Origin of the sequence: Kangsaoukella pontilimi, from assembly GCF_009830125.1 — a bacterium.
Taxonomy (GTDB): domain Bacteria; phylum Pseudomonadota; class Alphaproteobacteria; order Rhodobacterales; family Rhodobacteraceae; genus Kangsaoukella; species Kangsaoukella pontilimi.
The window spans coordinates 1,012,851-1,037,095 of sequence record NZ_WUPT01000002.1; the positions used below are offsets into that span (position 1 = coordinate 1,012,851).

The window sequence follows — 24,245 nt, forward strand, 5'->3', positions numbered from 1 at the left end:
AATGTGCGCCCACCCGCTTCTGACATACCGGAAACGTGGCAGCATTGCGGCAAAAGCGTGCCGCTCCTTCGGACTTTGCCAGGAAAACGGAAATAATGCGTTTAGCGCCGCGGATGTCGTCGGGGCGCCGGGATTGACCTGCTGCTTGGTGGAATTAGCTCGACCCACATGGTTGAAAAACAAGCACTCGTTATCGGCGCCTCGGGCGGTATCGGAAGCGCCGTCTCGACGGAACTCACCTCGCGCGGCTGGCAGGTCACCGGTCTGTCACGGTCCGGCGACGGGCTCGACGTGACCGACGAGGCGTCGGTCTCAGAGCATCTGGGGCGGCTCGATGGACCCTTCGGTCTGGTCTTTATCGCCACGGGCGCGCTGACTTCGGCGGGCCACGAGCCGGAGAAGGCAGTGAAGGAAGTTACGCCCGAAGCGCTGGCCGGTCAGTTTGCGGTGAATGCGCTCGGCCCGATGCTGGTTCTCAAGCACGTGCTGCCGCTCATCCCGCGCAAAGCGCCCGCGACGATCGCGGCGCTTTCGGCGCGTGTGGGCTCGATCGGCGACAATCGGATCGGCGGTTGGCACAGCTACCGCGCCTCGAAAGCCGCGCTCAATCAGCTCTTCCACGGGGCCGCGGTCGAACTGGCGCGCACGCACAAGCAGGCTACGCTCTTGTTGCTACATCCCGGCACAGTGGCGACGCCCTTCACCGAGAAGTACGCCGGCCGCCACAAGACCGTCCAACCGGAAGAGGCGGCGCGGAACCTCGTCGACGTGGCTCTTGGGAAGGGGCCCGAGGACAGCGGCCGCTTTTTCGACTACGCCGGCAAGGCGGTGCCGTGGTGACCCGGCTTGTTCTGGTCCTGGGCGACCAGTTGAGCACCGGCCTTTCGGCCTTGTGCTCGGCCGACAAGGACAGCGATGTGGTCGTCATGGCCGAGGTCATGGAAGAAGCGACCTATGTCCGCCACCATGCCAAGAAGATCGCTTTCATCTTTTCTGCCATGCGCCACTTCGCACAAGCGCTCGAGGATGACGGCTGGACTGTCGCTTATAGCCGGCTTGACGATGACGACGCTCACAAGACCATCGCCTCGGCCCTTCTGGGGGCGGCAGAGAGGTACGGCGCGGACAAGGTGATCGCCACGCGCCCCGGCGAATGGCGGCTGATCGAGATGCTCGAAGACCTGCCGCTCGATGCCAAAGTTCTGGAAGATGACCGGTTCATCGCGACCGAGGCGGAATTCGCGGACTGGGCGGCGGGCCGCAAGGAACTCCGGATGGAGTGGTTCTACCGCGAGATGCGGCGCAAGACGGGGCTTCTCATGGACGGCGATGACCCGGAGGGCGGCAAGTGGAATTACGATCACGACAACCGGAAGGCGCCGCCCGAAGCCGTCGACGCCTCGGGGCCGATGTCATTCACTCCCGACGAGATCACCGAAGAGGTGCTGACCCTCGTCGAAGAGCGCTTTCCCGACACGTTCGGCCACCTCCGCCCCTTCGATTTCGCCGTCGAGCAGGGGCAGGCACGGCGCGCGCTGTCGCATTTCATCAAAACGGCCTTGCCGGATTTCGGCGACTATCAGGACGCGATGCTGCGGGGTGAACGGTACCTCTATCACTCGGTTCTGAGCCTTTACATGAACACGGGGCTTCTCGACCCGATCGAGGTGGCGAAGGCCGCCGAAGACGCGTACCGCTCCGGCGACGTGCCCCTGAATGCCGCCGAGGGGTTCATCCGTCAGATCATCGGCTGGCGCGACTACATGCGCCACCTCTGGTACCATCAGGGGCCGGGCTATGAGCGGAAGAACGGGCTGAACCATCAGCGGAAACTGCCCGAGTTCTTCTGGACCGCCGAGACCGACATGGCCTGCATCCGTGACACGGTCGAGCAGACGATCGAGACCGCCTATGCGCACCACATCCAGCGGCTCATGGTCACGGGCAATTTCTTCCTGCTCGCGGGCATCGACCCGGCCGAGGTCTATGACTGGTACCTGTCGGCCTATATCGACGCCTTCGGCTGGGTCATGGCGGGCAATGTCATCGGCATGAGCCAGTTCGCCGATGGCGGCATCGTCGCGTCGAAACCCTATGTCTCGTCGGCCAACTACATCGACAAGATGTCGGACTATTGTGGCGACTGCGCCTATTCGGCCAAGACCAAGACGGGCGAGGGGGCCTGCCCCTTCAATCTGCTCTACTGGGCCTTCCTCGACCGGCAGCGGGACCGGTTCAAAGGCAACCCGCGCATGGCGCAGATGTATGCGACATGGGACCGGATGAAGGACGACAAGCGCGAGACGATCCTGAAGGAGGCCGGGGCGTTTCTCGAAAGGATGTCGAAAGGCGAGCGTGTCTGACGGCCGCCCGCCCGATCCCGTACCCGCGCGCTCTCATCCGCAATTCTTCTTTTCGTAAATACTCCGGGGAGGTTCGGAGGGGCAGCGCCCCTCCGACGGATCGACGCGCCGAAGGCGCGGCGAAACCTTGATCGGTCTCCGGGATCAGTTCGCGCTGGTCGCGGGCTCGTCCGAAAGCTGACCGTCCACCCATTCGCCCGAGGCCTCTTCTCCGCTCGCATAACGGATCGTGCCTTCGCCTTGCCGCTTGCCGCGTTCGAACATGCCCTCGTAGACATCGCCGTTGGCATAGGTGGCCACGCCCATCCCGTCGATCTCACCATCCGACCACGCGCCGGTATAGGTGAAGCCGTCGGGCATGGTGATCGTGCCTTGGCCGTCGCGCTGACCGGCGACAAAGCTGCCCTCGTAGACCGTGCCGTCTGAATAGGTGGCCACGCCTTCGCCCTCGCGCTGACCGTCGACCCACTGACCCTCATAGGTGTACCCGTCTGCAAAGGTCATCTTGCCCTGGCCGTGCATCTTGGCGTCCCGGAACTCGCCCTCGTAGACGAGGCCGTTGGCATAGGTCGCAACGCCCGTGCCGTCGATTACCCCTTCCTTCCACTCGCCTTCATAGGTGTTGCCGTCGGGATAGATGATCGTGCCGGTGCCGTCGGCGAGATCGTTGGCGAAGGTGCCGGTATAGACCGAACCGTCGGGATAGGTGACCTGACCCTCGCCCTCGATCCGGCCCGAGACCCACTGACCCACATAGACGTAGCCGTCGGTGCCGGTGAAGGTGCCCTGACCCTGCCGCCGGTCATCCACGAAGGTGCCTTCGTAGACGTCGCCATTGGCATAAGTGACCGTGCCTTCGCCCTGACGCTTGCCGTCGACGAGCTGGCCTTCGTAGACGTCGCCGTTGGCCTGCGTCAGGATGCCGGTCCCGTTGATCTGGCCATTGGCCCAGGTGCCCTCATAGGTCAGACCGTCGGGCATGGTCAGCGTGCCGGTCCCCTCGCGGACGCCGCGCACGAGCTGGCCCTGGTAGATGGTGCCGTCCGGGTACTCGATCCGGCCCTCGCCTTCCTTGATGCCGCGGACCCAGTCGCCTTCGTAGACATAGCCGTTCGGGCTTTCCATCCGGCCCTGACCGTCATGGAGCGCCTCGGCAAAGCCGCCTTCATAGCGCACGCCGTTGGCATAATTGGCGACGCCCTGACCGTTGATCTTGCCGTCTTTCCATTCGCCCGTGTAGGTGCCGCCATCGGCGAAGGTGATGCTGCCCTGTCCTTCGGGCTTCCCGGCGGCGAATTCGCCTTCGTAGACCGAACCATTCGGAAACTCGGCGCGGCCTTGTCCGCGGATTTCGCCATCGACCCATTCGCCTTCGTAGACATAGCCGTTCGGCAGCCGGTAGGTGCCGGTGCCGTGCTGCTTGCCGTCCCGGAAGGTTCCTTCGTACACGCCGCCGTCGTCGTATTCCTTGGTGACGACCTCGCCATCCTGTGCAAAGGCGGGCGTGCCGAGGGCGAGGGCGAGCGCAAAGGCGCCGGCGGTCGTGAATAGCTTGGTCCGATCTGCCACGTCTGGTTCCCTTTGGCCTCATCTCAGGACTTCGCGCCTGTCGGCCAAAATCTAATCAACCGGTCCCTGAGCCGCAACGCTTTTCCCCGGCGACGTCCCGCCGCCCTTTTCCTCGGGCGAATACCTGCTAAGACGCGACGTCGAAGGAGAGGGCCAATGCCGAACCGGTTTCGCATCACGCTGGCGCAACTGAACCCGACCGTGGGCGACCTTGCGGGCAATGCCCGGAAGACGCTTGAGGCCTGGGAGGCGGGCCGCGAGGCCGGGGCCGATCTGGTGGCGCTGCCCGAGATGTTCATCACGGGCTACCAGACCCAGGACCTCGTGATGAAAGAGGCCTTTACCCGCGACGCGATGGCACATCTGGACCGGCTGCGGGAGGCCGCGGCGGACGGGCCGGCGCTCGCCATCGGCGGGCCGCTTCTGCAGGGTGGCAAGCTTTACAACGCCTATCACGTCTTCCGCGAAGGGCGTCTGGTCAGTCAGGTGCTCAAGCATCACCTGCCCAATGAGACGGTGTTCGACGAGGTCCGGTTGTACGACTCCGGTCCGATCAGCGGTCCTTATGCCCTCGGGGTCGCCCGGCTTGGGACGCCGATCTGCGAGGATGCCTGGCACGAAGATGTGGCCGAGGCTCTGGAAGAGAGCGGGGCGGAAATTCTCCTCGTCCCGAACGGCTCGCCCTATTACCGGAACAAGTTCGAGACCCGGCTGAACCACATGGTGGCCCGCGTGGTCGAGACCGGCCTTCCGCTGGTCTATCTCAACATGGTGGGCGGGCAGGACGATCAGGTCTTCGACGGGGCGAGTTTCGTTCTGAACCCGCATGGCGAACTGGCGGTGCGGCTGCCGGTGTTCGACGAGGCCATTTCCCATGTCGATTTCGAAGAGACCGACGAGGGCTGGCGCGCCCTGCCGGGCGAAGAGGCGGCTTTTCCCGACGCGTGGGAGCAGGACTATCGCGTGATGGTCGAGGCGTTGCGGGATTACTGCCGGAAGACGGGATTCAGACAGGTTTGTCTTGGCCTGTCGGGTGGCATCGACAGCGCGATCGTCGCAACGATCGCCGCTGACGCTTTGGGCCCCGAGAACGTGCGCTGCGTGATGCTGCCGTCGAAATACACGAGTCAGGCGTCTCTGGATGATGCGGCCGAAGTGGCGCGGCGTCTGGGGACGCGGCTCGATACCGTGTCCATCGAAAAGCCGGTCGTGGCGATGGAAGAGGCGCTGGCAGGGCTCTTCGAGGGGACAAAGCCTGACATCACGGAAGAGAACATCCAGAGCCGTCTCAGGGGCAATATCCTTATGGCGATCTCGAACAAGTTCGGTGACATGCTGCTGACGACCGGCAACAAGTCCGAGGGCGCGGTCGGCTATGCTACGATCTATGGCGACATGGCGGGCGGCTATAACCCGATAAAGGACCTTTACAAGACGCGCGTGTTCGAGACCTGCCGCTGGCGGAACGCGAACCATCGCGACTGGATGATGGGACCGGCGGGCGAGGTGATTCCGCCGCGCGTGATCGACAAGCCGCCTTCGGCCGAGTTGCGCGAGGATCAGAAGGACGAGGACAGCCTGCCACCTTACGAGGTGCTGGACGCGATCCTCGAAGGGCTGGTGGACCGCGAGGCGTCGGTGGCCGATCTGGTCGCCGAAGGCTTTGAGCGGGAGACGGTCAAGAAAGTGGAGCACTTGCTTTACATCTCGGAATACAAGCGCTTCCAGTCGGCGCCGGGGGCGCGTCTGACCAAGCGGTCCTTCTGGCTCGACCGGCGCTATCCCATCGTGAACCGCTGGCGCGACCCGAGCTAGAGTTTTCCGAACGGCGCGGGCTGTCGCCCGCACGTGATGTTTTGCGCCGTCCCTGCCGATTTCTTCGCAATCGACCGGGACGTCGCGCTGCGCTCCGCGCGGGGGATATTTGCGAACAGGCGAAGGAGAGAACGCTCAGAGCCGGGTGAGCGAGACCTGTTGAAGGAGGCTGCGGGTCGTGTCCGGGTCGCAGAGGCGGGTCGCGTCAGACATGACGGCCGCACTGGCGGCGGCGACGCCCCAGCGGAGGCATTCTTCGACCGGCTCGGCACCTGCAAGGGCCAGTGTGAATGCGCCGACAAAACTGTCGCCGGCGCCCACGGTCGAGACGACCTCGACCGGCGGATTGACCGCGTGCCAGCGGCCTTCGGGGCTGGCGAGGACCGAGCCATCTGGTCCGCGCGCGACAATGATGATCTTCGCGACGCCCTTCTCGACAAGCGAGGAGGCAAAGTCGGCGGTATCTTCGCGGGTGGGAAGGGGCCGGCCGGCCAATTCCTCGCCCTCGGGGCCGTCCATCCGCAGGACATGGAGTGCGGCGCGCGGCTCTTCGGCAAGATGGAAGAGCGCGGGGCCGGAGGTGTCGACGATCAGGCGTGCCTGCCGGTCGCCCACGTGATCCGCGAGAATCGAGGGAAAGTCCTTGGCGACGCCCGGCGGCTGGCTACCCGACAGGACGACGAGCGTATCCTCGCCCGTGGCCTGATCGACCGAGTTGAGTGCACGGGGTACGTCGGCCTCGGTCCAGACGGGACCGGGCATGACGAAGCGGAACTGCTCGCCATTCGATTGGTTGATGACGCTCATCGACTGTCGGGTTTCCCCGGGGCCCTGGAAGGCCACGGTGGGAACGCCTTCAAGCGCCAGAAGCTGCAGGAGATGCGCGCCGGTCGCGCCGCCGATGGCGACCAGAGCCGTGGCCTGGCCACCCAGAAGCTTGACCGCGCGGGCCACGTTGATGCCGCCGCCGCCCGGATCGATCTGCGGGTCGGTGCAGCGGAGTTTCGGGCCGGGCTCGATATCCGGCGCAGTCGTGCAGAAATCGACCGTGGGGTTCAGGGTAATCGTCAGGATGTGGGATTTCATGACATCTGATCCGTGTTCCTATCGGGGCCGGACCATCGTTTGTTAGCGCCACCAGTTCAAGGGGAAATCCAGATTTTCTGGCGTACGGTTCATGAAACCCGTCAAGGCGGCGCCGGGCGGACCCGGCGCCGCCTGCTTTGTCACAGCATGAACTGATACGACGTCGGCACGTAGTGGAATCGACCGTCGGGCCGAGTATCGACATAGCCGGTGCCGGGGAAGGGCATATGGTAGCCGATCATCGGGATACGATCGGTCGCCAGCATGTCGAGCAGGCTGCGGCGGGTGGCTGCGGCGGCGGCTTTGTCGGTGTCGAAGCGGACTTCCCAATCCGGATAGGCCAGAGACCAGACGTAATGGTTGGCCGTGTCGGCCATGATCATCAGCTGTTCGCCACCCGATTCGAGGCGGTAGACCATGTGGCCCGGCGTATGGCCGAAGGCCGCCATGCCGGTGATGCCCGAGACGACCGAGGCACCGTCGCCCACGAATTCGAAACGGTCGGCGAAGGGCGTGATCTTGGCGCCGACGGTCTCGTTGTTCTGGCCTGACCAGTGGTTGTATTCGACGTCACCCGCGACGAAGCGCGCGTTGGGATAGGTCAGGTCGCCGGCTTCGGTTGTCATGCCGCCGACGTGGTCGCCATGCATGTGGGTGATGACGACGACGGTGATGTCTTCGGCCGAAAGGCCCGCCTGCTCGAGCGCGGCGGTGGTACCGGCGGCGCTGAGGCCCGTGTCGAAGAGGACCACGTCTTCACCCGCACGTACCACGGTCGGGGTAAAGAAGAACTGCGTCTGATCGGCGGGAATGAAGTTCTCGCGGCTGACCTGCTCGAACGTCTCCTTGTCCACATTCATGCCGAACGTGCCCTGAGGATCATCGGTGACCGTGCGGGTCCCGGCGAGCAGGGTCGAAACCTGAAACTCACCAAGGCTGAACGTGTTCTGAACGGCATTCGCCGGACCGACACTGTGGCCACCGGCGGTGGCGGTGGTGCTGGTGCCGATACCTGCGGCGAGCGGCAGTGCGGCGCCGGTGATCAGCGCGCTGCGACGGGTCATTTTGGGTGCACTCATTGGAAACCTCCGATTTGATTTACGGAGGCAGCTATGGGGAACGCACCGTTCGTCCAATCACTCTTTTGCGATCAGAGCCACCATTGGTCGATTGACGCGATATCGTCGTCCGACCAACCGAAGTGATGGGCCAGCTCGTGGATGTAGACATGGGCCACCAGTTCGGCCAGCGGGATATCGCCGCGGTCCACCCATTCGTCGAGAATGGCGCGCCGGAACAGCCAGATGGCATCCGGCTGCGAGGGCTGATCGGCAAAGGATTTCTCGGTCAGAGGAATGCCGTCATAGAGGCCTGTCAGCGCAAAGGGGTCGTCCATATCGACCGAGGCGAGCATGGCGTCGTCGGCCAGTTCGACCACGCGAAGGGCAACGTCGGCCGCGCGCTCGCGGAACGTGTCCGGCAGCGCGTCGCGGGTGCGGAGCGCGATGGCCTCGATTTCGGCCGCATCGGGGGCAAGGGAATGGCGTATCTCCATGCCCTTCATATGGACAAAAGCGCCGCGCTGTGAAAGAGCGCGAGGCCGAAGGAGAGTTCCATGACCGTCACCCGCTTCGCGCCCTCGCCAACGGGCTATCTTCATATCGGCAACCTGCGCGCCGCGCTCTTCAACTGGCTGATCGCGCGTCAGGCGGGCGGGACGTTCATCCTGCGACTGGACGATACCGACCCCGAGCGGTCGAAGCAGGAATACGCCGACGCCATCAAGGAAGACCTGGAATGGCTGGGTCTGACCTGGGACCGCATAGAGCGGCAGTCGGACCGGCTGGACCGCTATGCTGACGCCGCTGACCGGCTGCGCGACATGGGCCGGTTCTACGAGGCCTGGGAAACCCCGACCGAACTGGACCTCAAGCGGAAAAAGCTTCTGAACATGGGCCGGCCGCCGGTTTATGACCGCGCCGCGCTGGCTCTGTCAGAAGATGAGAAGGCGGCGCTTCGGGCCGAGCGGGGCGAAGGGGTCTGGCGGTTCAAGCTGGACCACGAGCGGATCGAATGGGATGACGGCATCCTCGGCCCGGTGTCGATCGACGCGGCCTCGGTATCCGACCCGGTGCTGATCCGTCAGGATGGGCAGGTGCTCTATACGCTCGCATCCGTGGTCGACGACACGGATATGGGCGTGACGGACGTGGTGCGCGGCTCGGACCACGTGACCAACACGGCAACCCAGATCCAGATGATCGAGGCGCTTGGCGGCGCGCGTCCGCGCTTTGCGCATCACTCGCTCCTGACAGGGCCGGGCGGCGAAGCGCTGTCGAAGCGTCTCGGCACGCTGGCGCTGCGCGATCTGAGAGAGCGCGGCGTTGAACCGATGGCGCTTCTGTCGCTGATGGCGCGGATCGGATCGGCGGACCCGGTGGAGCTCCGGTCGAGCCATGACGAGCTGATCGCGGGTTTCGACGTCACCCGTTTCAGCGCGGCGCCGACGAAGTTCGATGTCGAAGACCTGACCCCGATGAGCCACCGCGTGGTCGCGGCACTGCCGGTCACGGACGTCGAGGCCGAGCTTGCCGCCGCCGGTGTGCCCGAGGATGCACGTGCGGAATATTGGGACGTCGTGCGCGGAAATATTGCGCGGCGGAGCGAGGCGGGTGACTGGTGGCCGGTCTTCGAAGGACGCGCGACCGCAGAAGTGGCGGAGGAGGATCGCGACTTCGTGGCCCAGGCCTTCGATCTTCTGGGCGAGCCACCCTATGACGCAGGCACATGGGCAGAGTGGACGGGCAAGGTGAAGGACGCGACGGGCCGCAAGGGCAAGGCGCTCTTCATGCCGCTCCGGCTTGCTGTGACCGGTCAGCCGAGGGGGCCGGAAATGGCGGATGTGATGCGGCTTCTCAGGGCCAAACCGTCGCTTTCCTGAACGGCGCGCCTGCGGCACAATTCATACCTGATTGGGGCTTCGCCCCGCCGGCGTCTTCGACGCCGCTCCCCAGAGTATTTGCGCCAAGAAGAAGCGACAATTTAAGTCAAATTTTCTTCTTCTTGGTTGAAATACTCCGGGGTGCGCGAGGGGCGGCGCCCCTCGCCAAGTGATGAATTCGGTGCCAGTCTGACATCCGAAGCAAAGATGGCGGCATGAGCGAACAGGCGAAATTCCTCGAAGGCAGTCTCTTTCGGCACACGGTCACGATGGCGCTGACGGCGTCGGTCGGGTTGATGGCGGTCTTCCTCGTCGATTTCGTCGACATGGTCTTCATCTCGATGCTGGGGAACGCGGAGCTTGCCGCTGCGGTCGGCTATGCCGGAGCCATCCTGTTTTTTACCGGTTCGTTCGGGATCGGTATGGCGATCGCCTGCGGGGCGCTGGTTGCCCGTGCGCTGGGCGAGGGCGATGAGGGCCTCGCGCGGCAACGGGCCACGTCCAGCCTTGTCATCGGGTTTCTGTTCGGGTGTGTCTTCGCGGCTGTCGTCTGGGCCGGGATCGACAAGCTCGTGGGGCTGCTCGGAGCGACGGGGGAAACGCGTGACCTTGCGATCGCTTATCTACAGATCATCCTGCCCAGCCTTCCAATCCTGCTGCTCGGGGTCGTGGGAGGCGCGATCCTGCGTGCCCACGGGGACGGCAGGCGGTCGATGAACGTGATGATCGCGGGGGGCGTGGTGAACGCGGTGCTCGACCCCGTCCTGATCTTCGGATTGGACCTTGAGCTGACAGGGGCGGCGCTGGCCTCCGTGGCGGCGCGGGTCACGATCGCATGGCTGGCGCTGACCGCTGTTCATCGCCACCACGGCGGGTTCGGACGCCCTGATCCGGCGGCGCTCTTGTCCGATCTCAGGCCGGTCGCCACCATCGCGCTTCCCGCGATCCTGACGCAACTCGCGACGCCTGTGGGACAGGCCTATGTCACCCGTGCCATGTCGGAGTACGGCGAGCAGGCGGTGGCGGGCATGGCGATCGTCGGCAGGCTGACGCCCGTGGCGTTCGGAGTGCTCTTCGCGCTTTCCGGCGCCGTCGGACCCATCATCGGCCAGAATGCGGGTGCAGGGCAGTCCGACCGTGTGCGTCTGGCGTTTCGCGAGGCTCTTGTCTTTGCGGCCGGGGTGACGGTCCTCGTGTCGCTGCTCTTGTTCCTGCTGCGCGAGCCGCTTTCATGGCTCTTCGCGCTGGAAGACGGCGGTGTCGCGCGGGTGCTCGTCTTTCTGTTTGCAGGCCCCCTATCGCTCCTGTGGTTCTTCAATGGCGTCATCTTCGTGGCGAATGCGGCCTTCAACAACCTTGGCCGACCTTTCACATCGACCATGATCAACTGGGGCCGGCACACATTGGGGACGGTCGTTCCCGTCTGGCTTTTTGCCGCATGGCTGGGGGCGCCCGGGGTCCTTATCGGGCAGGCGCTTGGCGGCGTGGTCTTCGCTCTGGTCGCTCTGGTGCTCGTTGGAAGGCTGCTTGGACGGCCGGACACGGTGCCCGCGCCGGATCCGTTCCAGCGCCATGCGCGGTTGTTCCAGCTTTTCCAGCACCGCCGCTAGGCGCGGATGCGAGCCCCCACGCGGGCCAATTCGGTGTTCACGATGTCGCGGATCTCCGGCCCCGTTTCCTGCGCACGGGGATAGACCGGGGCGCTGCGATCATCTCTGATCGGTGCGTCCCAGCCGTCGGTCGTGTCGAAGAAGTCCCGGACGCCGGTCTCACCGAACTCGGTCAGATAGCCCTGTATCACCGTGTCGAGATAGCTGAGCAGGACCGGATGCGCGTCGCTTGCCGGTGCGTGCAGGTCGGGTGGCGCGTGGTAGATGTGGATTTCCGGCGGTGTCGGCAGAGCATGGGCCACGCCGGTCGCCGCCTCGCGCAGGTAGGAGTGCTCGCGCATGTCGAGCGCCTCCCAGTCGCCGCGGGGCACCTCGGCGATCAGCCCGTCCAGAACCGATCCGGGGCTGGGATATGCCGTCAGGAAGGCGACGTTTCGCGTCGCCACATGGCGCCATGTCCTGCGCCATCCCGTAATCCGCGCGGGCGCGGCCACCGCGTAATCATGGGTGCGGCGGTTGACGAGGCTGCCATAGCCGAAGAACCAGGGATGCGTCATGCCTCGGGTCTGACGCGGGTGCGGGAAAATGGCAAGCCATCAAGGGGGCTTGCGGGCGCGGGTAAAAGCGGCGTAATCAAATGGGGTACAACGGGAGAATCCGGGTTCGCCCCGGTGCCGAAGGAGCAACCGCCCCGGTAAACTCTCAGGCCCACGGACCGTTGTGCACAAGGACTCTGGAGAGTGCCCCTTCACAGGGCCGCCGAAGGGATAGCGATCTCAGGCGCAAGGGACAGAGGGGGCGCTGACGGGCATGGCTTATGTCCGGAGGAAGCCCGGCGTGGATGACGCTGGCCAAAGGGGACGAACGGGGCCGATGAGCGAACTTGCGCGCACGCCGCTTTACGAACTTCACAGCTCTCTCGGGGCGCGCATGGTGCCTTTTGCGGGCTATGAGATGCCGGTTCAGTACGCTCTTGGCGTGATGAAAGAGCATCTCTGGACGCGCGAACACGCGGGCCTTTTCGACGTCAGCCACATGGGCCAGGTTCTGGTCCGGCCGCGCTCAGGCGACGTGGCGGATGCTGCACGCGCCTACGAGGCGATGGTTCCGCAGGCGCTTCTGGGGCTGGGCGAGGGGCGCCAGCGCTATGGGTTTTTCACGAACGACGCCGGCGGGATCGAGGATGATCTGATGATCGCTAACCGGGGCGACCACCTGTTCGTCGTTGTCAACGCCGCCTGCAAGGACAAGGACGTCGCCCATATGACGGCGCAGCTGTCGGACGCTTGCGAGGTCGAACTTCTGGATGATCGGGCGCTTCTTGCGCTGCAGGGGCCGGAAGCGGAGCAGGCTCTGGCACGGCTCGTCCCGGCTGTGGCCGCTATGCGGTTCATGGATGTGGGCGTCTTCGACTGGGACGGCACTGAGCTTTGGGTCTCGCGCTCGGGCTACACGGGCGAGGATGGCTACGAGGTCTCGGTCCCCGAGGCCCGAGCCGTTGCCTTGGCCGAAGCGCTTCTGGCGATGGACGAGGTCGAGGTGATCGGCCTTGGCGCGCGGGATTCCCTCAGGCTCGAGGCAGGGCTTTGCCTTTATGGATCGGACATTGACGAGACGACGTCGCCGGTCGAAGCGGCGCTGGAATGGGCGATCCAGAAGGCCCGCCGAAAGGGAGGCGACCGTGAGGGCGGGTTCCCCGGCGCGGACCGCATTCTGAGCGAACTCGAGAATGGGGCCGCGCGCCGCCGCGTCGGCATCCTGCCCGAGGGCCGGGCGCCAATGCGCGCCGGAACGGCACTTTTCGATGGAGCCACCGAGGTCGGCCACGTGACGTCCGGCGCATTCGGCCCGTCGATCGAGGCGCCGATGTCCATGGGCTATGTCGCGACCGGCGTCAGCGAAACCGGCACTGCGCTTACCGGAGAAGTGCGCGGCAAGCGCCTGCCCGCGACCGTGGCCGCCATGCCATTCAGACCTGCAAACTTCAAACGCTGAGGGAGACCCTTATGAAATACACCGAAGACCATGAATGGCTGCGCGAGGACGGTGACCTTGTCGTGGTGGGCATCACCGAGCACGCCTCGACCCAGCTTGGCGACGTCGTTTTCGTCGAACTGCCCGAGCCTGAAACCAAGGTGGCCAAGGGCGACGAGATCGTGGTGATCGAAAGCGTCAAGGCCGCGTCCGACATCGTCGCGCCGGTCGACGGGGAGATCGTCGAAGTGAACGACGACCTTGCCGATAATCCGGGGCTGGTGAACGAGGATCCGCTGGGCGCCGCATGGTTCTTCAAGATGAAGGTCGAGGACATGAGCCAGCTCGACGACTTCATGACCGAAGACGAATACAAAGACATGATCGAGTAAGAGAACTCTGCGAAGAGTTCTCGCAAAATTCTTCGAAGAATTTTGGATGGAGCCGGGACGATGACGTTCACGCCGACTGATTACCTGCCTTACGACTTTGCCAACCGGCGCCATATCGGGCCTTCGCCTGCCGAGATGGACGAGATGTTCGCCACGCTCGGCGTGGGCTCGCTCGACGAGCTGATCGACCAGACCGTGCCGGCCTCGATCCGGCAGGAGGAACCACTCGATTTTGGCAAGCCGAAGTCCGAGCGGGAGCTTCTCTGGGCGATGCGGCAGATCGCGCAGAAGAACACGATCTTCACCACGATGATCGGGCAGGGCTATTACGGTACCGTTACGCCTCCTGCGATCCAGCGGAACATCCTCGAAAACCCGGCATGGTATACGGCCTACACCCCTTATCAGCCAGAGATCAGCCAGGGCCGTCTTGAGGCGCTTCTGAACTATCAGACGATGATCTCGGACCTGACGGGGCTGGAAATCGCCAACGCGTCCCTTCTGGATGAGGCGACGGCGGCAGCCGAGGCCGTGACCATGGCCGAGCGTGTGGCCAAGTCGAAATCCAAGGCGGTCTTCGTCGATGCCAACTGCCACCCGCAGAACATCGCCGTGATCCGGACCCGCTGTGCGCCACTCGATATCGAGGTCATCGTGGGCGAGCCCGAGGCGCTGGACCCCGGTGCGGTCTTCGCGGCCGTATTCCAGTATCCGGGCACCTATGGCCACGTGCGCGATTTCACCGACCAGATCGAAGCGCTGCACGAGGCCAAGGCGCTTGGGATCGTGATTGCCGATCCGCTGGCGCTTACCCTTCTGAAAGAGCCGGGCGCTATGGGCGCCGATATCGCTGTTGGCTCGACCCAGCGGTTCGGGGTGCCCATGGGCTATGGCGGGCCGCACGCCGCCTACATGGCCTGCCGCGACGCCTACAAGCGCGCGATGCCGGGCCGTCTTGTGGGCGTGTCCATCGACAGCCGGGGGAACAAGGCCTATCGCCTGTCGCTTCAGACCCGCGAGCAGCATATCCGCCGGGAAAAGGCCACGTCGAATGTCTGCACGGCGCAGGCGCTTCTGGCGGTGATGGCGTCGTTCTATGGCGTCTTCCACGGCCCCGAGGGCCTCAAGGCCATCGCGCAGCGCATCCATCGCAAGACCGAACGGCTGGTCATGGGGCTGGAAGCGGGCGGTTATACCGTCGAGCCGGAACTGTTCTTCGATACCGTGACGGTCGAGGTCGGTGCGCTTCAGGGTGTCATCATGGAGGCCGGGCGGCGCGAGCGGATCAACTTCCGCCGGGTCGGGACCACCAAGATCGGGATTGCGGTGGACGAGACGATCCGTCCCGCCGTTCTGGAAGGGGTCTGGCGGGCGTTCGGTCTGGACTACCGCGCCGAGGACTTTGCGGCCGGCTACACGCGCCTTCCGGTGCAGTATCACCGGACATCCGAGTTCATGACTCACCCGACGTTCCACCACAACCGGGCTGAGACCGAGATGATGCGCTACATGCGCCGTCTGGCGGATCGGGACCTTGCGCTTGACCGGGCGATGATCCCGCTTGGCTCTTGCACGATGAAGCTGAACGCGGCAGCCGAGATGATGCCGGTCACATGGCCCGACTTCTCGAACATCCACCCGTTTGCCCCGGCCGATCAGGTGCGCGGCTATACCGAGATGATCGAGGATCTGTCTGCCAAGCTCTGCACCATCACCGGATACGACGCGATGTCGATGCAGCCGAACTCGGGCGCGCAGGGGGAGTATGCAGGTCTTCTGACGATCATGGCCTACCATCGGGCCAAAGGCGATGAGCATCGCCACGTGTGCCTGATCCCTGTTTCGGCGCACGGAACCAACCCGGCCTCCGCGCAGATGTGCGGAATGGACGTGGTGGTCGTGAAATCGGCCGAGAACGGCGATATCGACGTCGAGGATTTCCGCGCCAAGGCTGAAGCCGCGGGCGACAATCTGGCGGCGGCGATGATCACCTATCCTTCGACCCACGGCGTGTTCGAGGAGACGGTGCGCGAGGTCTGCGAGATTACCCACGCGCATGGAGGCCAAGTCTATATCGACGGCGCGAACCTGAATGCGATGGTAGGCCTCGCCCGCCCCGGCGATGTGGGAGGCGACGTCAGCCACCTGAATCTGCACAAGACCTTCTGCATCCCTCATGGCGGTGGCGGCCCCGGCATGGGGCCGATCGGGGTCAAGGCGCATCTGGCGCCGCATCTGCCCGGCCATCCCGAAACAGGGGGCGAGGAAGGGCCGGTCTCGGCCGCGCCCTATGGCTCGCCCGGTATCCTGGTGATCCCGTGGGCCTATATCGCGCTGATGGGTGGCGAGGGCCTGACCCAGGCGACGAAGGTCGCGATCCTGAATGCGAATTACATCGCCAGGCGGCTCGAAGGGTCTTTCGAGGTGCTCTATCGCGGGCGGAATGGACGGGTGGCGCATGAATGCATCATCGATACGCGCCCCTATGCCGAGAGCGCGGGCGTGACCGTCGATGATATCGCCAAACGCCTGATCGACAACGGGTTCCACGCGCCGACCATGAGCTGGCCGGTGGCGGGAACGCTGATGATCGAGCCAACGGAGAGCGAAACCAAGGCCGAGCTGGACCGGTTCTGCGACGCGATGCTGGCGATCCGCGAGGAGATTCGCGCCATCGAAGAGGGCAGGATCGACCGCGATAACAACCCGCTGAAGAATGCGCCTCACACTGTCGAAGACCTGATCGGCGACTGGGACCGGCCTTATAGCCGGGAAGAGGGGTGCTATCCGGCGGGTGCCTTCCGCGTCGACAAGTACTGGCCTCCTGTCAACCGGGTCGACAACGTCTGGGGCGACCGGCATCTGGTCTGCACCTGCCCGCCGCTCGAGGCGTATCAGGAGGCGGCGGAGTAACCCGTCTGTCTCGCGGCGGCGCGGAGCACTGGACGCCCGCGCCGTCGGCGAAGACGCGCTGGAATCGCGCCGTCTTGACAGTCGCGCGAAATGAAATCAGAACGCGTGCCGATGGGGCCGTAGCTCAGTTGGGAGAGCGCGTCGTTCGCAATGACGAGGTCGTCGGTTCGATCCCGATCGGCTCCACCAAATCCCTCCCTGTATCGCGATCACCGGCCTTGCCCGCTCACCGGCTGGCTGCTACCGCTTGGCCGTTCAGAAGGAGCGTATGATGGACCTGAGCGACGAAATCCTGATCCCCGCACCGCGTGACCGGGTCTATGCCGCGCTTAACGATCCCGACATCCTGAAGGAATGTATTCCGGGCTGTCAGGAACTGACCAAGGCGTCGGATACCGAGCTGGAAGCCAAGGTTCTGCTCAAGGTCGGGCCAGTGAAGGCGAAATTTTCGGGTGATGTGACGCTGGATCCCGCCGGGGCGCCGGAGCATTTCTCGTTGACCGGTCAGGGGAACGGCGGGGCAGCGGGCTTTGCCAAGGGCGGTGCCGATGTCGTTCTGGAAGAACAGGGCGAGGAAACGCTGCTGCGATACACAGCTCATGCCGATATCGGCGGTAAACTGGCACAGCTTGGCAATCGCGTCGTGCAATCAACGGCAAAGAAGCTCGCGGCACAGTTCTTCGACAACCTGAAGACCCGGTTGTCGGACGACGTCTGAACCGCGATCAGGTTCGGTCGACCGCTTCCGATACGCTCGCGGCGATCAGGAAAGACGCCATCCCGCCACTGCCGGCGAGGACATAAAGAAGCGCCGTTTCCGTGAGGCCGAGCCCATGAAGGACAGCCAGGACAACCGCCGAGGCGAATGCGAAGGGTAGGGCGAAGAGGACTGCTGCGAATGCCATTTTATCTTCCGGGATTTGTGGGGCCGGAGCCGGAGTTTTCTCCGTTCCTGCAATAGCACCCGGAAGTGAATGCCCTGTCAAGAAACTGTTGCGCTCGTCTTAACGCGGACCGTCTTTTGTAGCGCTGAACCCGTCGAGCGGAGTGTCTCTGACGGCGCGCAGCATCTCGATGAAGCCCTCCGCCTGATGGCGCGCCGTCGCGCGGCCCTTTTCGGCTGTCGCGAGATGCGCCTCGCCAACGGTGCCGTCCGGGTTCAGGTCGCTCGACACCCAGCCATAGGACAGGGGGCCGATGGGCGGCAGCGCGGTTGTCTCGGCGGTCGAGGCAAAGTCGACGGCCTTGTCCATGTCGACCGTCTCGGGGCGGAAATGCAGCATGAGCGACGTCTCGCGGTCGCCGCCATGGATGCCGAAGGCGACCTCGCGCTTGGAATAGAGGCCTTCGGGCGCGCCGAAGCCGCCCCATTGGCATTTGACCGCCAGCATTCCGGCCTCGACCCGCAATTCGCGCGACAGGATCGACACGAGGTCGAGGTTGCCGCCATGGCTGTTCACGATGACGATCTTGCGGACGCCCGCGCGGGCGACAGACAGGCCGATTTCTCGCCATGCGCGAAGCGCTGTCTCGGCCGTCAGAGTGAGCGTGCCGCGTGCGTGCAGGTGCTCGTTCGATTTGCCGACCGCCTGCACGGGCAGGATGCGGATATCCAGATCGTCGGGGCAAATGGCGCGAACTTCGTCCAGCATCCCTTCCGCGATCATCGTGTCGACGCCGACCGGCAGGTGCGGACCGTGCTGTTCGATGGCCGCCGTCGGCAGGATCGCGATGACCCGTTCAGGGTCGAGTCCTTCGAATTCGGTGGTGCGGTAGTCGGCCCAGTTCAGTCGTCTCACATCGTCACCTTTTCGGCGTAGGTCGCATCGAGGCGCATCTTGAGGTACTCGGCACCTGTCACGGGCGGGTACTTGGCCGCACCCGTGCCGGGCAGGGCCTCGATCACGGCATCGGGGTTGGGGTCGAGGAAAAAGGCCATGGAGCGGCGCGGGTTCTTGGGGATCTGCACACGGTGGGGCGTCGAGACATAGACGTCATTCGTCCAGCGCATCAGGCAGTCCGCGATATTCACGATGAATGCGCCGGGGACATGGGGTACGTCGATCCAGTCCTTGCCGCGGGGCTGCACCTGAAGACCCGGCTCGCCATCGCCCATCAGTAGCGTGATCGAGCCGTAATCGGTATGCGCGCCGGCGCCGATCTTGCCCGGCTCGGCGGTGCCGCCCGGGTAGCGGAGCATCCGGAGCGTGGCGAGGGGGCTGTCGAGGAAGGGAGCGAAATAGTGCTCGTCCAGACCGAGATCGAGCGCGATGGGGCGGTGCAGGTCGATCCCAAGCCGGTGCACTGCATCGAAATAGGCGAGCGCGGTCCCGCGGAAGCCGGGCAGGTCGGGCCAGAGGTTCGGACCGCGAAAGGGCTCGGACACGCGCGGGTCATCTGCGCTGAGTTCGAGGCCGATGTTGAACGCCTCTTTCCGGTCGGTCTGGTCGGGTTTGCTGTCGTCGAGATTCTCGGTCCCCTCGGCGGACCAGCCCCGGTTGTTCTTCGAATTCCGGATATCCGCCTGGGCCTTCACGGCGTCAGGTTGCGCGAAGAAGGCGTCGGCGGCAGCGAAAGTGTCGTCGATCAGGCTTTGGGGGATGCCGTGGCCGGTGACGAGAAAGAAGCCCGTATCGCGACAGGCATGGCCCAGATCGCGGACGAAACCGGCGCGATCGGTGCCGGTGGCGAAGCGTGCCCAGTCGAGAACGGGGATCATGTTGTGGCCTCCTGTCTGCGGGGCGTTCCGGTGAAGCGTTCCATTTTCCGGGCAACATTTTCAAGGTGCCGCTGTCGGCTTTCGGGGGTGGAACTGTCCATAAGGTAATGGGCGGCGAAGGCGGTCTTGAGCGGCTTCCTGCAGAGAAAGCCGACGCCCCGCATGAGGGTCCGCTTGCCGGGCGCTCCGACCAGGGTGGTCAGCCACCAGCTTGCGCCGCAGGTGGTGAAGACGCCCAGCCGTTCGATATGGCCGAGGCCAGGGCGGATGGTGGCGTTCTGGGCGTCGGGCATCAGGAAGGCCACGTCGGGCAAGAGCACACGGTCGAGCCAGCCCTTGAGTATCGCGGGTAGCCCATACCACCACGTGGGATAGACGAAAATCAGCGTATCGCACCACCTGAGGTCGTCGACATCCGCTTGAACGGGCGTGCAGTTGTCGGGGCAGGTCTCGTAGCCCTCGTGCTCGCTGGCCGAAAGAACCGGGTCGAAGCCGCGTGCATAAAGGTCGATCAGTCGGGTCTCGGCGCCGGCTTGGGTGAGTTTTGCCACTACCGTGTCGCGGACGGCGGCGGTGAAGCTGTTTTCGCGCGGATGGCAATAGACGACGAGGGCACGCATCAGAGCGTCTCCAGTTCTTTCCTTACGCGGTCGAGGTTCGCGGTCAGACCCGCCTGCGTGACCCGGTTCATGTCGTAAAGCGCGAGGTACTTGACCGTTGTCGGGCGGGTGACATGCCAGAGGTGGCGCTCGACCATCTTGCGCGGCGGGTCGCCTGCCATGAAGGCGCGAACGCGGGTGCCGCCATAGGTCGTGACGGCAGCAAGTTTTTTTATGTGGGTAAGATTGGGCCGCACCTGGCCGTCTTCCAGCCGGAAGGAGACGCCGGGCAGGAAGACGCGGTCGAAAAAGCCCTTGAGGATCGCCGGGTAGCCGAAATTCCAGACGGGGAAACAGAGGACGAGTGCATCCGCCGCCTCGATCCGTTTGACGTAGTCCTCGACGGGGCCGCGATTGGGGCCGACCTCGTGATAACCGCGCCGTTCCTCGGCGGTCAGGATCGGATCGAAGCCTTCGGCATAGAGGTCGCAATCGTCAACCGTCCAGCCGCGGCCTTTGAGCGTGTCTACCGTGGCCCGGTGGAGCGCGGAGGCATAGCTTTCCTCGCAAGGGTGGGCGTAGAGGACGAGCGCGTGGGTCATCGGTCGGCTCTGGCGGTCGGGTTGGCGGGGGACGCTGTCCCCCGCCGCGCGTGCCGCGCGTCTCCCCCTGGAGTATTTTTCAACAGAAGAAGGACAATTTGAGTCAAATCGTAATCACTCGGCAGCCTGAAGTTTCGGATAGGCGTACATGCGGCTGTAATCCCAGTCGGGATCGTCCCAGGCGATCATCTTGCCGGGGTTGAGAAGGCCTTTGGGGTCGGCCTCCTTCTTGAAGCGAAGCTGGCGGTCGTCGACGGTCTGCCTGCCGCCTTCTTCCAGCGTGTAGCGGTGCGGGTTGAAGATCATCGCGCCTGCCTCTTCGTGGAGGCGGATGATCTCGTCGAGGCGCTCTTCTGTGGTGAACTTGACGAGGGAGAGGCCTGCGAAGATGACCTTGCCGCCTTCGCGGAGGACTTCGAGGTGCTGGAGCACTTCGGGAGAGAGCTCGTTTCTCATCTTCTCGATCAGGTCGAGGTGGTTCGGATAGCCGTAGCGCACCTGAAGATATGTGATCGAAGGATCGACCTTCAGGGCGCGGAGCGTGGTGTGGTTCCAGCCGTATTCGAAGACCGGGCCGGGCGTGCGCGCCCAGTCGAAATCGTCGTTTCGGTAGATGAGGCGCGCCTCGGGGCGGCGGCCGAGGAAGGTGAGAAAGCCGTCCATCGACTGAGGCGCGACCATGAGGCCGATCAGGTTGGTGTCCGCTTCGACATAGGGGGCGACGCGCTGGAAGTAATCCTTGGCGATCGGCGCCTCGAAGACGGTGGCGAGCTTGATGAGGATGCCGTCCTGATTGGCCAGAGCTTCGGCGAAGCGGGCGGCGTCCATGAAATCGTCGGTCGCCACGAACATCTCGACCCAGTCATAGGCGGGGGCGAGCGGCATCTCGACCTCGGTGATGATGCCGTTGGTGCCGTAGGCATGGCTGACGCGGGCCAGTTCCTCGCCGGTGAATTCGACGATGCGCGGCTCTTCTTCCATCGTCACCACGCGCAGGCGGATGATATTGCCCAGATCGCGGAGCGAGCCCCAGGTGCAGGAGCCAACACCGCCGGAGCCGCCCGCGATGAAGCCGCCGATCGTGGCTGTGGCCCATGTGGATGAGAACATGCGGAGTTCCTGGCCCGAGTGTTCCTTGGTGGCGGCGTCGAGGTCTTTCAGCAGGACGCCCGGCTCGCAGATCACACGGCCGGGATGGATTTCCTTGACCTTGTCCATATGGCGGAGATGCATGACGCAGCCGCCTTCGAGGGGCATGGCCTGACCGTAGTTGCCGGTGCCCGCGCCGCGTGTCGTCACGGGGACGTCATGGGCGTAGCACACCTTGAGGATTTCGATGACTTCGGCCTCGTTTCGGGGCCGTACCACGAAATCGGCCACCACATGGTCGAGGCGGTCCTTGAGCACGGGCGAGTACCAGAAGAAATCGCGGCTGGCAGCCTTGATGGCGACTTCTTTCTCTTCAATGTCGAGATGGGACAGCGCGGCTTTGGCACCAGCGATATCGGCGGGCATGTCAGACCTCCATGAGGGCGTCGAGTTCGGAATAGGCGGGCAGGGTCGTGTCGATGGCGCGTCCCTGACGGATCACGATCCGGTCGGACTGGGGGCGGGCGAAAAGCTCGGTCCAGTCGCGGGCGCTGCAGATGACGAGGTCCGCAGGCGCCCCGGGCGCGAGAGTGGGCGCGTTGAAGTCGCAGGCTCTTGCCGGGTTCGTCGTGAAAGCGTGGGTCCAGTCGCTGTCGGAGTGGTCGAGATGGGCGATGCGGGTGGACTGACGCATGACCTCGATCATGTCGAGATCGCCATAGGCGTAGAACGGGTCACGGGTGTTGTCGGAGGCGAAGGAGACGTTGATGCCGCGCGCCTTCATCTCGTGCACCAGTGTCACGCCGCGCATCCGGGGGGTGCGTCCGGCGTGACGGTCCTGCAGGTAGAGGTTGCAGAGGGGCAGGCTGACGACGTTCAGGCCGGCCTTGGCGACGAGGTCCAGCGTCGAGAGGGCGCGTGCCTCGTCCTGTGCCGAAAGAGAGCAGCAATGGCCGACCGTGACGGGGCGATTCCAGCCGGTATCGAGAACGACTTCTGCGATTGTGCGCAGGGTCTCGGCGTCCGGGTCCATGGTTTCGTCCACATGGAAATCCGCCTCCAGTCCGCGCGCGCCGGCGAGGTCGAAGAACTCGCGGATGCGGGTTTCCACGTCCGGCACGGGATAGGTGACCATACCGAGGACGCCGCCATGTTCGGCGACGATATCGGCGGTGGCCGCGTAATCCTGCGCGATGCTGTCGAAGCTGTCGCAGCCGACGAGGCTGGACCCCTGAAGCTCGATCCGGCCCGCCCATTTCTCGCGCATTTCGGCGAGGACCGGCCAGGAGATGCGATCCTGTGGGGGCAGGCTGTCGATATGGGTGCGGATGTTGCTGGTGCCGTGGGCATAGGCCGAGCGCAGGGCGAACTCCATACGGGCCGCGACATCGGAGGCGGTCCAGTTGGCGGATCGGTCTTCGCCCACGGTGGTGATCGCTCCCATGAAGGTGCCATCGGGGTTCGATGCGCGGGGCCAGATATGCCCCTTGTCGAGATGCGTGTGCATGTCAGTGAAGCAGGGGAAGACCATGGCGCGGGCCATGTCGATTTCCGTGCCGCCCGTCTCGACGATCTCGCCATTCGCGATCGAGATGTCGCTCAGGACCAGTGCATCAGATGCGCCGATCAGACAGCCGGGCACGGTGACGTTCATCAGGCGGATCGGCCCTTCGGGTATGTTGCGAAATCCTGCCATCAGTCGCGTTTCAGGGCGCTTTCGTGCCACTTCCTGAGAGCGAGATGCGAGATCGTCGATGTGGCGGCGAAGATCACCACGCCCATGAGCGAGATCAGGATCAGCGCGCCGTAGAGGCGGCCGAAGTTGAAGCGGTAGGACGCTTCGAGAAGAGTCGAGGCGAGGCCGAGGCCGGTGCCCGCGCGTCCGATCACGAACTCGGCCACGACGGCGCCGATCAGTGCCAGCCCGCCCGCAATCTTCAGCCCGCCCAGGAAGAAGGGCAGGGCCGACGGTGCCGCGAGGTAGCGCAGGCGCTGCCAGCGGGTGGCGCCGTAGATCGTGAAGAGGTCCTGAAGATTGTGATCGGCGGATTTCAGGCCGATGGTCGTGTTCGACAGGATCGGGAAGAAAGCCACTATCCAAGCGCAGAGAAGCGCGGCAACGAAGGCGCTTTCCACATAGATCTGCAACAGCGGTGCGACTGCGATGACAGGCGTGACCTGAAGGATGACGGCGTAGGGGAAAAAGCTCATTTCGGCCCATTTGGACTGGGTGAAGGCCACAGCCAGAAGGACGCCGCCGAGGATGGCGAAGAAGAGCGCCAGAAGTGTAAGGCGCGAGGTGATGAGGAGTGCGGGCCAGAGGAGGCCCCAGTCCTCGATGATCGATTGCGCCACCAGCACCGGGCCGGGCAGGACGTAATGCGGAATGTCGTTCAGTGTGACGTAGAGGTGCCAAGCCAGAATGGTCAGGACCATCACGAGGCTCGGCAGCGTCCACTTCGCGATCCGGTTGATCCGGTCGCGTCGGGCGCGGGCGGCCTCTTCTTCGTCGATCACGGTCACGGCAGGGCCGGTGTCTGTCAGGCTCATCTGCGGCTCCTTCCTGCTCTGCC

The 24,245-nt window shown here is 64.4% G+C and carries 22 protein-coding genes, 1 tRNA gene and 2 riboswitches; of the genes, 10 read left to right on the forward strand and 13 right to left on the reverse strand.

Annotated features, from left to right (window positions below):
- Window positions 1–168 precede the first annotated feature (168 nt).
- Together GQ651_RS14585 and GQ651_RS14590 are read left to right on the forward strand one after the other, a co-directional pair.
- Window positions 169–840, forward strand: coding sequence for an SDR family NAD(P)-dependent oxidoreductase (locus GQ651_RS14585; protein WP_160764936.1), 672 nt, complete (start codon window positions 169–171; stop codon window positions 838–840).
- Complete coding sequence (locus tag GQ651_RS14590; protein WP_160764937.1) at window positions 834–2,363, forward strand: cryptochrome/photolyase family protein; 1,530 nt, start codon at window positions 834–836, stop codon at window positions 2,361–2,363. The genes GQ651_RS14585 and GQ651_RS14590 overlap by 7 nt, the downstream gene beginning before the upstream one ends.
- Before the next feature lie 144 nt (window positions 2,364–2,507).
- Here the strand turns inward: GQ651_RS14590 and GQ651_RS14595 are convergent, their stop codons facing one another.
- Window positions 2,508–3,932 (reverse strand): MORN repeat-containing protein, encoded by a 1,425-nt coding sequence (locus tag GQ651_RS14595; protein WP_160764938.1) that lies wholly within the window; start codon window positions 3,930–3,932, stop codon window positions 2,508–2,510.
- A gap of 156 nt (window positions 3,933–4,088) precedes the next feature.
- Between GQ651_RS14595 and GQ651_RS14600 the strand changes: the two genes are divergently transcribed.
- Window positions 4,089–5,747: an NAD+ synthase gene (locus GQ651_RS14600; RefSeq protein ID WP_160764939.1), complete on the forward strand. Its 1,659-nt coding sequence runs from the start codon at window positions 4,089–4,091 to the stop codon at window positions 5,745–5,747.
- Window positions 5,748–5,882: 135 nt separating this feature from the next.
- Here GQ651_RS14600 and GQ651_RS14605 read toward each other — a convergent pair whose 3' ends face one another.
- The 3 genes from GQ651_RS14605 to GQ651_RS14615 form a co-directional block, all read right to left on the reverse strand.
- Window positions 5,883–6,833: a 1-phosphofructokinase family hexose kinase gene (locus GQ651_RS14605; protein ID WP_160764940.1), complete on the reverse strand. Its 951-nt coding sequence runs from the start codon at window positions 6,831–6,833 to the stop codon at window positions 5,883–5,885.
- Between the two features lie 140 nt (window positions 6,834–6,973).
- Entirely contained in the window at window positions 6,974–7,912 is a 939-nt protein-coding gene (locus GQ651_RS14610) for an MBL fold metallo-hydrolase (protein WP_160764941.1), read from the reverse strand.
- 71 nt (window positions 7,913–7,983) lie between these two features.
- Window positions 7,984–8,388, reverse strand: a complete 405-nt coding sequence (locus GQ651_RS14615; protein WP_227258199.1) for a metallopeptidase family protein — start codon at window positions 8,386–8,388, stop codon at window positions 7,984–7,986.
- A 60-nt stretch (window positions 8,389–8,448) separates the two neighbouring features.
- On the opposite strand from GQ651_RS14615, the gene gltX reads away from it, so the two are divergent.
- Window positions 8,449–9,774, forward strand: coding sequence for a glutamate--tRNA ligase (gene gltX / locus GQ651_RS14620; RefSeq protein ID WP_160764943.1), 1,326 nt, complete (start codon window positions 8,449–8,451; stop codon window positions 9,772–9,774).
- 215 nt (window positions 9,775–9,989) lie between these two features.
- Window positions 9,990–11,384, forward strand: coding sequence for an MATE family efflux transporter (locus GQ651_RS14625; protein ID WP_160764944.1), 1,395 nt, complete (start codon window positions 9,990–9,992; stop codon window positions 11,382–11,384).
- Here the strand turns inward: GQ651_RS14625 and GQ651_RS14630 are convergent.
- Window positions 11,381–11,941 carry a gamma-glutamylcyclotransferase family protein gene (locus GQ651_RS14630; protein WP_160764945.1) on the reverse strand — a complete coding sequence of 187 codons (561 nt, stop codon included), beginning with the start codon at window positions 11,939–11,941 and terminating at the stop codon, window positions 11,381–11,383. The two genes, GQ651_RS14625 and GQ651_RS14630, sit on opposite strands and share 4 nt — an antisense overlap.
- Before the next feature lie 81 nt (window positions 11,942–12,022).
- A riboswitch (glycine riboswitch) is annotated at window positions 12,023–12,112 on the forward strand.
- A gap of 3 nt (window positions 12,113–12,115) precedes the next feature.
- A riboswitch (glycine riboswitch) is annotated at window positions 12,116–12,179 on the forward strand.
- A gap of 78 nt (window positions 12,180–12,257) precedes the next feature.
- On the opposite strand from GQ651_RS14630, the gene gcvT reads away from it, so the two are divergent.
- The 5 genes from gcvT to GQ651_RS14655 all read left to right on the forward strand — a co-directional run bounded on the left by gcvT (window position 12,258) and on the right by GQ651_RS14655 (window position 17,381).
- Window positions 12,258–13,379 carry a glycine cleavage system aminomethyltransferase GcvT gene (gene gcvT / locus GQ651_RS14635; RefSeq protein WP_160764946.1) on the forward strand — a complete coding sequence of 374 codons (1,122 nt, stop codon included), beginning with the start codon at window positions 12,258–12,260 and terminating at the stop codon, window positions 13,377–13,379.
- An 11-nt stretch (window positions 13,380–13,390) separates the two neighbouring features.
- The gene (gene gcvH / locus GQ651_RS14640) at window positions 13,391–13,750 is read left to right on the forward strand and encodes a glycine cleavage system protein GcvH (RefSeq protein ID WP_160764947.1); all 360 of its coding nucleotides are present in this window, start codon (window positions 13,391–13,393) and stop codon (window positions 13,748–13,750) included.
- A gap of 60 nt (window positions 13,751–13,810) precedes the next feature.
- Window positions 13,811–16,663 (forward strand): aminomethyl-transferring glycine dehydrogenase, encoded by a 2,853-nt coding sequence (gene gcvP, locus GQ651_RS14645; RefSeq protein WP_160764948.1) that lies wholly within the window; start codon window positions 13,811–13,813, stop codon window positions 16,661–16,663.
- Between the two features lie 113 nt (window positions 16,664–16,776).
- Window positions 16,777–16,852: transfer RNA gene (locus GQ651_RS14650), tRNA-Ala, on the forward strand.
- 82 nt (window positions 16,853–16,934) lie between these two features.
- On the forward strand, window positions 16,935–17,381 hold the full coding sequence (locus tag GQ651_RS14655; RefSeq protein ID WP_160764949.1) for a CoxG family protein: 447 nt from the start codon (window positions 16,935–16,937) through the stop codon (window positions 17,379–17,381).
- Window positions 17,382–17,388: 7 nt separating this feature from the next.
- On the opposite strand, the gene GQ651_RS14660 is transcribed toward GQ651_RS14655, so the two are convergent.
- The 8 genes from GQ651_RS14660 to GQ651_RS14695 form a co-directional block, all read right to left on the reverse strand.
- Entirely contained in the window at window positions 17,389–17,568 is a 180-nt protein-coding gene (locus tag GQ651_RS14660; RefSeq protein ID WP_160764950.1) for a hypothetical protein, read from the reverse strand.
- A gap of 99 nt (window positions 17,569–17,667) precedes the next feature.
- Window positions 17,668–18,462, reverse strand: coding sequence for a creatininase family protein (locus tag GQ651_RS14665; protein WP_160764951.1), 795 nt, complete (start codon window positions 18,460–18,462; stop codon window positions 17,668–17,670).
- Entirely contained in the window at window positions 18,459–19,382 is a 924-nt protein-coding gene (locus tag GQ651_RS14670) for an isopenicillin N synthase family dioxygenase (protein WP_160764952.1), read from the reverse strand. Before GQ651_RS14670 ends, GQ651_RS14665 begins: the two co-directional genes overlap by 4 nt.
- Window positions 19,379–20,002 (reverse strand): NAD(P)H-dependent oxidoreductase, encoded by a 624-nt coding sequence (locus GQ651_RS14675; protein WP_160764953.1) that lies wholly within the window; start codon window positions 20,000–20,002, stop codon window positions 19,379–19,381. Before GQ651_RS14675 ends, GQ651_RS14670 begins: the two co-directional genes overlap by 4 nt.
- Window positions 20,002–20,583: an NAD(P)H-dependent oxidoreductase gene (locus GQ651_RS14680; RefSeq protein WP_160764954.1), complete on the reverse strand. Its 582-nt coding sequence runs from the start codon at window positions 20,581–20,583 to the stop codon at window positions 20,002–20,004. The genes GQ651_RS14675 and GQ651_RS14680 overlap by 1 nt, the downstream gene beginning before the upstream one ends.
- A gap of 114 nt (window positions 20,584–20,697) precedes the next feature.
- Window positions 20,698–22,098, reverse strand: a complete 1,401-nt coding sequence (locus tag GQ651_RS14685) for an FAD-binding oxidoreductase (protein ID WP_160764955.1) — start codon at window positions 22,096–22,098, stop codon at window positions 20,698–20,700.
- Between the two features lies 1 nt (window position 22,099).
- Window positions 22,100–23,368 carry a cytosine deaminase gene (locus tag GQ651_RS14690; protein ID WP_160764956.1) on the reverse strand — a complete coding sequence of 423 codons (1,269 nt, stop codon included), beginning with the start codon at window positions 23,366–23,368 and terminating at the stop codon, window positions 22,100–22,102.
- Window positions 23,368–24,222 (reverse strand): ABC transporter permease, encoded by an 855-nt coding sequence (locus GQ651_RS14695; RefSeq protein ID WP_160764957.1) that lies wholly within the window; start codon window positions 24,220–24,222, stop codon window positions 23,368–23,370. Before GQ651_RS14695 ends, GQ651_RS14690 begins: the two co-directional genes overlap by 1 nt.
- Between the last annotated feature and the right edge of the window lie 23 nt (window positions 24,223–24,245).